General features: G+C 71.3%; 9 protein-coding genes. 5 read left to right on the forward strand and 4 right to left on the reverse strand.

What is annotated here, in order from left to right; all coding sequences use genetic code 11:
- Positions 1 to 35: 35 nt before the first annotated feature.
- Complete coding sequence (locus tag DMA15_RS00700; RefSeq protein WP_125517139.1) at positions 36 to 1,283, reverse strand: hypothetical protein; 1,248 nt, start codon at positions 1,281 to 1,283, stop codon at positions 36 to 38.
- A gap of 216 nt (positions 1,284 to 1,499) precedes the next feature.
- Complete coding sequence (locus DMA15_RS36470) at positions 1,500 to 1,643, reverse strand: hypothetical protein (protein WP_164551657.1); 144 nt, start codon at positions 1,641 to 1,643, stop codon at positions 1,500 to 1,502.
- Positions 1,644 to 1,762: 119 nt separating this feature from the next.
- On the opposite strand from DMA15_RS36470, the gene DMA15_RS00705 reads away from it, so the two are divergent.
- Both DMA15_RS00705 and DMA15_RS00710 read left to right on the forward strand, forming a co-directional pair.
- Complete coding sequence (locus DMA15_RS00705; protein ID WP_125517141.1) at positions 1,763 to 2,164, forward strand: hypothetical protein; 402 nt, start codon at positions 1,763 to 1,765, stop codon at positions 2,162 to 2,164.
- Between the two features lie 124 nt (positions 2,165 to 2,288).
- Positions 2,289 to 3,062 carry a polysaccharide deacetylase family protein gene (locus tag DMA15_RS00710; RefSeq protein WP_125510716.1) on the forward strand — a complete coding sequence of 258 codons (774 nt, stop codon included), beginning with the start codon at positions 2,289 to 2,291 and terminating at the stop codon, positions 3,060 to 3,062.
- Between the two features lie 35 nt (positions 3,063 to 3,097).
- Here DMA15_RS00710 and DMA15_RS00715 read toward each other — a convergent pair whose 3' ends face one another.
- Together DMA15_RS00715 and DMA15_RS00720 are read right to left on the reverse strand one after the other, a co-directional pair.
- Entirely contained in the window at positions 3,098 to 4,423 is a 1,326-nt protein-coding gene (locus DMA15_RS00715; RefSeq protein ID WP_125510717.1) for a PQQ-binding-like beta-propeller repeat protein, read from the reverse strand.
- 97 nt (positions 4,424 to 4,520) lie between these two features.
- A complete protein-coding gene (locus DMA15_RS00720; protein ID WP_125510718.1) occupies positions 4,521 to 5,447 on the reverse strand; it encodes a hypothetical protein in 927 nt (308 codons plus the stop codon).
- A 227-nt stretch (positions 5,448 to 5,674) separates the two neighbouring features.
- On the opposite strand from DMA15_RS00720, the gene DMA15_RS00725 reads away from it, so the two are divergent.
- The 3 genes from DMA15_RS00725 to DMA15_RS00735 all read left to right on the forward strand — a co-directional run bounded on the left by DMA15_RS00725 (position 5,675) and on the right by DMA15_RS00735 (position 11,865).
- Entirely contained in the window at positions 5,675 to 8,473 is a 2,799-nt protein-coding gene (locus DMA15_RS00725; protein WP_125510719.1) for a BTAD domain-containing putative transcriptional regulator, read from the forward strand.
- An 87-nt stretch (positions 8,474 to 8,560) separates the two neighbouring features.
- Complete coding sequence (locus DMA15_RS00730; protein ID WP_125510720.1) at positions 8,561 to 10,186, forward strand: RICIN domain-containing protein; 1,626 nt, start codon at positions 8,561 to 8,563, stop codon at positions 10,184 to 10,186.
- 212 nt (positions 10,187 to 10,398) lie between these two features.
- Positions 10,399 to 11,865, forward strand: a complete 1,467-nt coding sequence (locus DMA15_RS00735) for an aldehyde dehydrogenase family protein (protein WP_125510721.1) — start codon at positions 10,399 to 10,401, stop codon at positions 11,863 to 11,865.
- The last annotated feature ends 10 nt before the right edge of the window (positions 11,866 to 11,875 follow it).

Here is an 11,875-nt window from a genome sequence, read left to right on the forward strand (position 1 = left end):
GCGCCGGACGCCCCCGCCCGGGCGGCTCGCCCGCGCTACTTGACGAGCGACTTCCAGTCCGGCGCCTGCGCGGGGTCGAGCAGGCGCAGCCTGGCCAGGACCTTCGGGTCCTGGGCGTCGAGCCAGTCCGCCAGCTCCCGGAACGACACGCAGCGGACGCCCTTGCGCGGGCACACCTCCCGCATCACGTCCTCGACGGCGTTCATGTAGATCCCGCCGTTCCAGTCCTCGAAGTGGTTGCCGACGAACATCGGCGCCCGGCTGCCGTTGTAGACGCGGTTGAAGCCGTTCATGTACGAGTTGCGGACCTGCGCCTCCCACGCCGGGAACTTCGCCGGGTCGCCCTGGGTGCTGTCGCCGGACTGGTGGTAGAGGAAGTTGAAGTCCATGGAGAGGACTTGCACCTCTTTGCCCTCCATGGGCAGGAGTTGCAGGGGAAAGTTCCATATGCCGTCGACCTTGGACGGCCATATCTGGAAGTCCCCGGAGGAACTCGCGTCGTAACGCCAGCCGAACGGCTTGATCGCGGCCAGGAGGTTCTTCTGCCCCTCCAGGCAGGGCGCGCGCCCACCGACCACTTCCCGGTCCGGGTCGAAGGGCAGGGGCGCCTCCTGGGTGAAGCCGGTGTTGGTCTTCCACTTCTTCATGAACGCGTACGTCTGCTCGATCTCGCTCTTCCACTCCTCGGAGCTCCAGTCACCGCCGCCCTTGGGTCCGCAGAAGTGCCCGTTGAAGTGCGAACCGATCTCGTTGCCGTCCTTCCAGGCGCCGCGCAGTTGCTCCAGCGTGGTCTGTATGTGCGGGACGGTCGGATACGAGATGGCGGCCGAGCCCGGGTTGTGCTGCGGCGGGCGGTAGAGCGACTTCTTGCTCTCCGGCAGGAGGTAGATGCCGGTGAGGAAGAAGGTCATGTGGGCGTTGCTGTCCCGCGCCACCTGGCGGAAGTGGGAGAAGCGGCGGTCGTCGCCCTCCAGCGCGCCGTCCCAGGAGAAGACCACGAACTGCGGCGGCTTCTCGCCGGGCTTCAGCTTCTTGGGCTTGAGCTGTCCGCGCTGCGGTCCGGTGTACGAGGTGGAGCCGTCGCCCAGCACCCGGACCTTGCCGTCCCACTTCTCCTCGCTCTTCTTCGCGCGCTTGGCGGCACGCGCCTTCTGCGCCGCGTTGCCCGAAGATGTGGACGCGGTGTGCCGGTCCTCGCTCCGGCTCCCGGAGGAGTTCCCGAGGGCGAGCACGCACGTGGTGGCCACCCCGCCGAGGCCGAGCACGGCCGCGGCCACGGCCATCCGCTTGCGCCTGCGCGCCTTCTCGCGCGCCTTGCGGGCGGCGCGGGACTCGGTCCGGGCGGGTTCAGTGCCGTCGGGTTCGCTCACTGCGGTCCTACCCCGTGTTCATCGCAGCAGGGCCGCGCGTGAATTGTTTGTATGAATATAGGACCGTCGGGCTGGTCTCCAGTACCCCGGGTTGCCTCACGCAGGCCCCGGGTCGCCGGCCGGCTGCCGTCAGCGGCGGCGCAGCCTGCCGAGGAGCCGCTGGGCCTGGGCCCGTCGCCGGGGATCGGCGGAGGCGCGACGGGCCTGGTCAACGGTGCGCCGACCCTGCGGGCTCCGGACGAAATCCTTGATCTTCGTCAGCATTCCTGGCATGTCTCTTCTCCTATGACGAGGTTGGCGAGCGGACCGTGCACCTCTCCGTGTACCCGCTTCGGCGCGGTGCGGACAGGCGAACACCCTCCGATCGAGGGCGCCGTTATGCTGGGGCCGTGATGATCGGGGGGATAGCCGGGGGGACAGGTCGACGGTGGCTTGTCGCCGCGCTTACCGCTTCCGCGGTACTGACCTCAGGGTGTACGGCCTCGGTCGACCCCGACGAGCTGCCCGGCGTCTACCGCGACGAGGAGACCGGCAGCCAGATCACGCTCGGTTCCGACGGGACGTTCTCGGCCACCGCCGTGTCGACAGACGGTTCCTCAAGGCCTGGTGACTTCAGCGGTCAGTGGGAGTTCGTCGACAGTTCGTCGAGCGATTTCATCATGCTGGACATCAAGGACGGCGGACGCCGCGAGGTCACCGGCGTCCAGCTCTACCCGAGCGGGGATGGAACGGTGGAGTTCCGCACCCCGGACGAGCCCCCGTCCTTGGTGCTCACCAAGACGGCCGCTCCGTAGCTCGGCCGCTCCAGGAGAGTTTGTCCGCGAAAGCTCCCGGAATTGTCCGTGATCGGTAACGGACGCATCCCTTGGCCACCCCGTCTCGTCCTGCCGGGCGAGGGACTGCGCGAGAGGGGCGGACATGGCACGGCACAGCGGTGGGCGGGGCTGGTACGGCAAGTTGGTGGGGGCGGCGCTCGGGGTGACGTTGGTCGCCACCGGTGCCTCGGTGTGGACCGCGCAGGCCGGTGCCACGGGCGGCTCGTCGCCGAAGGCCACCGGACCGGCCGCGTCGGGCGGTGACGTCAAGCCGGTCGCGGCGACCATCGCGCACGCCTCCCAGGAGGGCAAGCGCGGCGTCAACATCACCATCGACGACGGCCCCGACCCCGTATGGACACCTCAAGTACTCGACGTACTGCGGGAGTACGGGGTGAAGGCCACGTTCTGCATGGTGGGGACACAGGCGCAGGCCCACCCCGACCTCGTGAAGAAGGTGGTCGCGGCCGGACACCGGCTGTGCGACCACTCCGTGTCGCACGACACCGCCATGGACAAGAATTCCGAGGCCTATCAGAAGCGGCAGATACTCGACGCCGAACGCATGATCACCAAGGCGTCCGGGGGCGTACGGCCGATGTACTACCGGGCGCCCGGCGGGGCGTTCACCCCGTACAGCCGCAAGCTCGCCGCTTCCCGGGGCATGCGGCCGCTGGGCTGGAACGTGGACACCAAGGACTTCGAACGTCCGGGCACGGACGTCATCGTCGCCACCGTGGAGCGGGAGCTGCCGGGCGGGCCGACCCTCCTCTTCCACGACGCGGGCGGCGACCGCACCCAGACCGTCGCCGCCCTGCGCCAACTCCTCCCCCGGCTCAAGGAGCAGGGCCACACCTTCGGCTTCCCGGTGCGCTGAGCCCCGTTCGGAAGACGCCTCTCGGTGCTCGCCGCTCAGCGCTCGACGCGGTAGGCCGTCACCGTGTTGTCGGACTCCGCGAGCGCGATGCCGATGTATCCGTCACTGAAGTAGGGCGCGATGCCGGGGTCGTTCTCCTTGTCGGCCCCGGTGGTGGAGTCCAGGACTACGGGGCCGTTCTCCGTGGTCCCGTACACCAGGCCCGCCCGCACCAGCGTGACCTTGGGAGCGACGCGGTTCTCCGACTTGTCGGGGAGCGCCCATCGCACCTTGCCGGTCCCGGAGTCGTAGGCGGTCACGGAGTCCCCGACGGAGCACACGGTCGTGGAGCGGCCGTCGTACGCGCACTCGCCGCTCTGCGTGGTCTCGTCGAAGGTCCGGATCTTCTTGCTGGTGGCCGCGTCGATCAGAGCGGCCTCTTCCTCGCCCTCGTCGTCCCCTGTCAGATACCCGCCCACGAAGACCGTGCCGGGGCCCGCCGGGGTCAGGTCGTCGGCCGCCAGGTCGTCCATGACCCACTTCTGGCGCCCGTCCGCCGGATCCAGGCCCACGGGCCGCCGGTCACCGCCCTCATGGTCGCGCAGGGCCACCAGCCTGCCGCCGGCCAGGACGGCCCCTTCGGCGTACGTCCCCGGAGCCGTCCACACCTTCCGGTGACTGCCGAGGTCGACGCCGAAGAGCCTTCCCTGCGCGTACACGGTCGCGATCCCGCCGGTGACCCCGACCACTTCCGTGTCCTCTTCGTCCACGTCCAGGGAGTACTCCATCTCCCCGAGGGGGACCCGCGCCGACCAGGCCTTGGCGGCCGCTCCACCGTCGGCGTCCAGCTCCGCGGCGATGAGTTCGACCTCATGGTGGCCCTTGGTGGTGCCGGAGCCGGGCACGTCGGTGACCACGCTGCTCAGCGCCAGGGTCTTGCCCTCGTGCTCCGTGATGACCGGCCGGCGTGCGGGGTTCGAGCCGACCACCGCCCCCAAGTCGTCGATGGCGGTGAGGGGTTCGTGCTTCGGAGTGATCAGTACGGGGTCGGCCTTCCGGTACCCGTTGGCGATCTCCATGCCGTCGGGGCGGGCGATGACCACCATGCCCTTGTGCGGGGCGACGGGCAGCGGGTGCTGGAGTCCCGCGATGGCGACATTGCCCGCCCCCGCGGAATCAGGCAGTGCGACGCTCTGCTGGGTCGAGAAACGCACCGGTGCCTTCACTTCGCGCATGGCGGGGCCTTTCGGCGCGGCCGACTTCGCCGCATCACCGCCGTGTGCCGCGCCCTTGCCGTCTTCCTCCGCGCCCCCGCATCCTGCCGTGAGCACGAGAGCGGCCACGGCCACCAAGCCCCTGAGCCGCATGGAATGGTGGTTCACCAGGTCTCTCCCCCTCTGTTGATCATCGCGGGGAACAGGATAACTACCGCGTGGCTGGCCGGACTTCGGGGTGCTGCTCACGGTGAACGCCGTCGGCTCAGGCGCCCTCCTTGTGGCCGTTCGCGACGATCAGCTTCTCCATGTTCTCGTGTGCGGGGGTGGCCTTGGCGTTGCTCTCGTCGTGGAACTTCCGCAGATATTGAATGAGGACGCTCACGCATATATCCCGCCCTCCGTACTCCGCGTTGTCGACGAGCCGGTAGTCCGCCGTGATCTCACGCAACCGCCCGTCGGGCGTGGTGTACACCGGGTGCCAGACCAGTTTCACGTCCGGATTCAGCTCCTGGACCAGCCGCAGTTGAGGGATCTCCTGCGAGATGAGGACGCTCTCCGGGGCGTAGGCGCGCATGAAGATGTGTACGGGGCCGGTCGCGCGGGCCACGAAGGCCTTGGACAGGACGTTCCACATCGGTGTCTTCAGCCTCCAGTCCGGGTGCAGCTTCAGGACGTTGAGCACGCCGCCGATCCGGGTCCGCTCCAGCGGTGTGTGGCCTTTTCCGTACGCGTAGTCGCTGGTCTCGATGCCGCCCGACCACAGGGCCATGGTGGGCGTCCTGATCTCCAGGTGTTCGCTCATGAGCCTGACGAACTCCTGGTACCACGTGTTCGACGCGCGGAGGTCCCGCTGCTCCTGGCGTACGTTCGTCTTCGCCTGGGCCTCAGCGTTCAGCGCGCCCTGCGAGTCGACCCCGCCCAGCAGGAGTTGCCAGGCGGCGTCCGCCTGGGGCTGGGGGATGCCCGCGGCCTCCGTCAGCTCCTGGTACGGGCCCCACTCGGGGTGCTCGGTGGGCCTCGTGGCGTAACGCTCTTTCAGGTCGCCTGTCTGGCGCTGCAGCCAGTGCGTCACCGCCGCGTTGCCCGCGCGTTGCTGAAGGGCGGCCAGGCCCGTGGGGCGTACCGTCCCGCGCCCGGCGGCGGCCTGTTCCGTCGTCTGCCGCTCCGCGGCCCTCCGTGTCTCGCGCATGCCCGCCCCGTCCGTCGGCTCGTCCGCGCGAGCCTAGACGCGGCGGGCGCGCCCGGACGAGGTACGGCCGGGCAGACCCGGGGGCACACTCGAACTCCACGGGCGGCGCCCCCTGGGCCCCGCTGGGCCCCCATGGAGCGCGTGGGATCGGGACGAATCTCGGGCCCGCATCGGCTGGTGAGGGTGGTCGCACCGCGTCTAGGGTCCCAGCCGAGGGGGTGGTGGGGATGTCGGTGGAGTTCGGCTTGCTCGGCACGATCGAGGCGCGCGCCAACGGTCTTCCCGTGGAGGTGGGACACACCCGGCAGCGTTGCGTGCTCGCCGCCCTGCTCGTCGACGCCAACCGGCCGGTCTCGGTCGACGAGCTGATCGACCGCGTCTGGGGCGACCGAGCCCCGCAGCGGGCGAGGGGGACGCTGTACGGCTACTTGTCACGCCTCCGCCAGGCGCTGGCCTCCGCCGCCGTCAACGAGGCGGTCATCGCGCGGCGGCCCGGCGGTTACGTGCTGGAGGTCGATCCGGTGACGGTGGATCTCCATCGGTTCCGGGATCTGGTCGCGCAAGCCCGGCTGGCCGACGATGAGCGGGCGGCCGTACTCATGGAAAGGGCGCTGGCCCTGTGGCGGGGGGAAGCGTTCGCCACTGTGGACACCCCGTGGTTCTGCGATCTGCGGCAAGTCCTCGAGCGGGAGCGGCTGTCGGCCGAGTTGGACAGTGTCGACATCCGATTACGGGGCGGGCTGCACGGAGAGCTGTTACCCGGGCTCACCACGCGCGCGCGGGAGCAGCCCCTTGACGAACGCGTCGCCGGTCAGCTCATGCTCGCCCTGTACCGCGGTGGGCGGCCCGCCGACGCACTCAGCCAGTATCAGAGCCTGCGGGGGCGTCTCGCCGAAGAGCTGGGCATCGACCCCGCGCCCGCCCTGCAGGAGCTTTACCGGCAGATCCTCGTCGCCGATCCGCGGCTCGCGGCGCCGCAGGCCGCCGGCGCCGCCGTCGTTCCCCGGCAACTGCCCGCCCCGCCGCCCCTCTTCACCGGCCGCGAGAGTGAACTCGTACGGCTGAGCAAGCTTCTGACGCCCCAGGGCGAGCCGGACGGCGAGAGCGTGCTGATCGCCGCGGTCTGCGGCACCGGCGGCGTCGGCAAGACCTGGCTGGCGCTGCGCTGGGCCCACGAGCAGCAAGAGGCCTTTCCCGACGGGCAGTTGTACGCGGACCTCCGCGGGTTCGCGCCCTTTGGCGAACCGGTGGACCCCTACGCGGCCATGCGGGGCTTCCTGGAGTCCCTCGGCGCCGATCCCGCGGCCCTTCCCACCACCCCACAGGCCCAGGCCGCGCTGTACCGGAGCCTCACCGCGGGACGGCGGCTGCTCGTCGTGCTCGACAACGCCCGCGACACCGACCAGGTCGTCCCCCTGCTCCCCGGCAGCCCCACCTGTACGGTCCTGGTCACCAGCCGCCACCAGCTCCTCGGGCTCACCGCCTCCCACGGCGCCGGGCAGCTCACCCTGGACACGCTCGACGGCGCCGACTCGCACGACCTGCTCGTGCGGCATCTCGGCGCCGACCGCGTCGCCGCGGAACCCGACGCGGCGGCGGAGCTGATCCGGCACTGCGCCGGTCTCCCACTGGCCATCAGCGTTCTCGCGGCCCGCGTCACCACGAACCCGATGCTCGGTCTGACCGCGCTGGTGGCCGAGGTGCACGACGCCTCGACCCGGCTCGACGCCCTGGAGACCGGCGAGGTGACCAGCGACGTACGCACCGTCTTCGCCTCCTCCTACCGTGCCCTGGACGCCGATGCGGCCCGCGTCTTCCGCCAGCTCGCCCAGGCGCCCGGCACCGACATCGCCCTGCCCGCCGCCGCCGGCCTCACCGCTCTGCCGCCCGCCCGCCTCCGCACCCTGCTGCGCCGTCTCCAGGCCTACCACCTCGTCCAGGAGCGCGTCCCCGGCCGTTTCACCTGCCACGACCTGCTGCGTGCGTACGCCCTGGAGCTGGCGGAGAGCGCCGCGCACGCCGAAGAAGCCGAGGCGGCGCTCACCCGGGTCCTCGATCACTACGCGCATACGGCGTACGCGGCCGACCGCCTCCTGCTCCCCCACCGCGACCCGCTCCGCCCGGCAGCGGCGGCGGACGGCACGCGCCCCGAGGAATTCGCCACGCACGACCTGGCTCTCGCGTGGTTCGCGGACGAGCACCCCGTGCTGACGGCGGCCGTCGAACACGCCGCGCGCACCGGGCGCCACGCGCAGGCCTGGCGGCTGGCCTGGGCGTTCACCACGTTCCTTGCCCGGCGAGGGCGCTGGGCCGATGTCGCCGCCGTGCACACCACCGCCCTCGCCGCGGCGGCCCGCACCGGGGACACGGCCGCCCAGGCCGAGTCCCACCGCGCGCTCGCCTGGGCCTGCACCGAGACCGGCCGCTTCGCCGAGGCCCATCGCGAACTCGCCCGTGCGCTCGACCTCTCGGAGGCGGGCGCGGACCTCCTGTCGACCGCCCACACCCACCTCGCCCTGGGCTGGCTGTACGAACGTCAGGGCGACAGGAGCGCCGCCCTGCGGCACGACGAGCTCGCCGTCGACTCGTTCACCGCGGTCGGACACCTCGCCGGGCGGGCCCGCGCCCTGAACGCGGTGGCATGGGACCACGCCCAGCTCGGGAATCACGCCGCCGCGGTGCGCCGCTGCGAGGAGGCGTTGGCCATCCAGGGCGAGCTGGGCGACGAGCGGGGCCGGGCGGGCACCTGGGACACCCTCGGATACGCCTACCACCGACTCGGTGACCATACGAAGGCCATCGACTGCTACGAGCAGAGCCTGGGTCTCAACCGCGCGCTCAGCCACCGGTACAACGAGGCCGAGACCCTGGTCCATCTGGGCCAGGCGCACCGGGCGACGGGAGCCGTCGGGCCGGCCAGGGAAGCCTTGCGCCAGGCCCTCGCCATCTACCTCGACATCCACGCCCCCGACCCGGAGGTGGACGAGGTCCGCGCGCTCCTGCGCGAACTGGCGGACCCGGCGTGAAAGTCCGTGCGGCCGCGTGTCAGCGGTGCGTCAGGGCGGCCTGTGAGGCTCCGGCCCGGTACGTCCGACGTCCGGGGAGTGGTCCGTATGCGCAGTGGCAGTGTCCGTGTACGTGCACGCCGATGGCCGCTCGCGTGGCTTCTCGTCACCGTGCTGGCCGTCATGGCCGTCCTGGTGGCGCCCAGAACCGCGACGGCCGGGGCGGCCGGGGCGGCCGCGGGCGAGGCTCCGGTCAACCTCCTCAACGTCCACAGCGGCAGGTGCATGGAGGTGGAGAACTCCTCCAGCGCCGACGGGGCGAAGATCCGGCAGTGGGACTGCGAGGGCCAGCCCGGCGCGCGCTGGCTCATCCGGCCCTCGGCCGCCTCGACCAGCGCGGTCAACATCGTGAACGCGCACAGCGGCAAGTGCCTGGCGGTGCGGACGGACGCGCCCGCGGGCGGCACGGTCGGTACTTCGGCCCCGCGCGTCGAACAGTGGGGCTGCGCCGGTTCACCGGGCGTCGACTTCGAGATCGACAGCCGTACGGATTCCGCGTGGATCCTCTCCCGGACGACCACGCCCATGCGCTGCCTGGAGGTGGAGAACTCCGCCGAGCGCCGGGGCGCCCCCATCGTGCTGTCGACGTGCGCCAACCAGAAGGGGATCGCCTTCCAGCAGCGGCCGGACCGCACCGGCAACGACATCCGGCGTGACGATCTGTCCACCCTCTACGGGTACGACAACGGCTCCGTCTCCCTGTTCCGCTTTCCGACGAACAGCGCGGGCGGCTTCGAGACGCCGGACGTGCCGTGGAGTTCCCCCGCCGGTTCCTGGGACTTCACCCACAGCCGGATGACCTCGGGGGACTTCAACGGCGACGGCCGCAGGGACGCGGCCCTGCTGCGCGGTCACGGCGACGGCTCCATCGCGCTGCTCACGATGCTCGGCACCGCTGACGGCGGGTACGCGGCGCCGTTCAAGTCGTGGGAGCGGCCGCCGGGCAACTGGTGGGGCGACCAGGTCCAGTTGACCGCGGGGGACTACGACGGTGACGGCCGTGACGAGGCCATGGCCCTGTACGGCTACAAGGACGGCAGCGTCACCCTGTTCCGCTTCCGCACCACGCCCGACGGCGCCTTCCAGGTGCCCTCCACCCCCTGGAGCGCGCCCGCGGGCACCTGGGACTTCGCCCAGAGCCGTATCGCCACGGGCGACTTCGACGCGGACGGCCGTCAGGACGTCGCGCTCTTCAAGGGCACCGCGCACGGCGCCGCCGAACTGCTCACCCTGACCGGCACCGCGGACGGCGGCCTCACCGCGCCGCTCACCTCCTGGCACCGGCCCCCCGGCAACTGGTGGGGCAACCAGGTGAAGCTGGCCGCCGGGGACCACGACGGTGACGGCCGTGACGAGTTGATCGCGATGTACGGGTACAACGACGGGGCCGTCTCCCTGTTCCGTTTCGCCACCACCGGCGATGGCGGTTTCCAGGTCCCCACCGTGCCGTGGAGCGCCCCGCCGGGCACCTGGACGTTCTCCCACAGCCATGTCGTCTCCGGCGACTACAACGGCGACGGGCGGCGGGACCTCGCGCTGTTCAAGGGGACGACGGACGGGGCGGCCGCACTGCTCACCCTCCTTGGCGCCGCCGACGGCCGGCTCGTCGGACCGCTCACCTCCTGGCAGCGGCCGCCGGGCAACTGGTGGGGCACCCGCACGCTGATGATCTGAGTCCTGCGCCCGCTCCCCCGCTTCCTGGCCTCCCTCGACTCCCCCGCCTCGCCCTCGCGCCTAGCCCAACCAGGTCACATCTGCGCCCGACTCTCCCCTCGCCCCGTGCGTCCGCATGACCGGTGCGAGCCGCGCGGACGATGTTGGTGCCCGGTATGCCGTGCCGGTGGTCACGTCGGTACCGGACAGGTGCGAGAGCGAGGGAGGCCCCGATGGCGGAACTGTTCATCGACGGGGAGTGGACCGGTGCCGTCCAGGGCGCGCGGCGGGACGTGGTCAACCCGTACGACGCGTCCGTCATCCAGCAGGTCGACGACGCGGACGAGGCCGACGTCGACCTCGCCGTACGCGCCGCCCGGCGCGCCTTCGACCGCGGGGAGTGGCCGTCGGCGCCCACCCGGGAGCGGGCCGACGTACTGCTGAGAGTGGCGCGGTTCCTCCTGCGGGACCAGGAGGAGATCGCCCACGTCGAGTCCCTCGACACCGGCAAGACGCTCGCCGAGGCGCGGATCGACGTCGAGGACGTCTCGAACGCGTTCCGCTACTTCGCCGAGATCGCCGACAAGGACGGCGGCCGGGTCGTGGACGTCGGCCCCGACGTGCTCAGCCGCGTCACCTACCACCCCATCGGGGTCTGCGCGCTCATCGCGCCGTGGAACTATCCGCTGCTCCAGGCCTCCTGGAAGGTCGCTCCGGCCCTGGCCGCGGGCAACACCTTCGTACTCAAACCCAGCGAGACGACGCCGCTGTCCACGCTCCACATGATGCGGCTCATCGCCGAGGCGGGAGCGCCGGCCGGTGTCGCGAACCTCGTGCTCGGCCCCGGCGCCACCGTCGGCGCCGCGATGTCCTCCCACGCGGACGTAGACCTGGTGTCCTTCACCGGCGGTTTGGCGACCGGGCGCCGGATCATGGAGGCGTGCGCGCCGGGCGTGAAGAACCTCGCGCTGGAGCTGGGCGGCAAGAACCCCAACGTGGTCTTCGCCGACTGCGACTTCGACGCCGCCGTCGACCACGCGCTGGAGGCGTCGTTCCTGCACTCCGGGCAGGTCTGCTCGGCAGGCTCCCGGCTCCTGGTGGAGGACTCCCTGCACGACCGGTTCGTGGAGCGGCTCGCCGCCCGCGCGGGGGCCATCCGGCTCGGCAGCGGTCTCGACCCGGCGACCGAGAGCGGGCCGCTCAGCTCGGCGGAGCACCGGGAGAAGGTCGAGGGCTATCTGGAGATCGCCCGCGACGAGGGCGCCCGCCTGGTCTGCGGCGGCCGCCGCCCCGACGATCCCGAACTGTCGCGCGGCTTCTTCCTGCTGCCCACCATCTACGCCGACTGCGACCGCTCCATGCGCATCGTGCGGGAGGAGGTCTTCGGGCCGGTGGTCACCGTGGAGCGCTTCCGCACCGAGGACGAGGCCGTGGAGCTGGCCAACGACACCCAGTACGGCCTGGCCGGCGGTGTCTGGACGAACGACGCGAGCCGTGCCCAGCGGGTGGCGGCCCGGCTGCGGCACGGCACGGTCTGGATCAACGACTTCCACCCGTACGTACCGCAGGCCGAGTGGGGCGGCTTCGGCCGCTCCGGTTTCGGCCGGGAGCTGGGCCCCACCGGCCTGCGCGAATACCAGGAGGCCAAGCACATCTACCAGAACCTGAGGCCGGGCGTCTCCGGCTGGTTCAAGGGCTGAGCGGGCAGGG

The sequence above is a fragment of the Streptomyces sp. WAC 01529 genome (assembly GCF_003945545.1).
Lineage (GTDB): Bacteria > Actinomycetota > Actinomycetes > Streptomycetales > Streptomycetaceae > Streptomyces > Streptomyces anatolicus.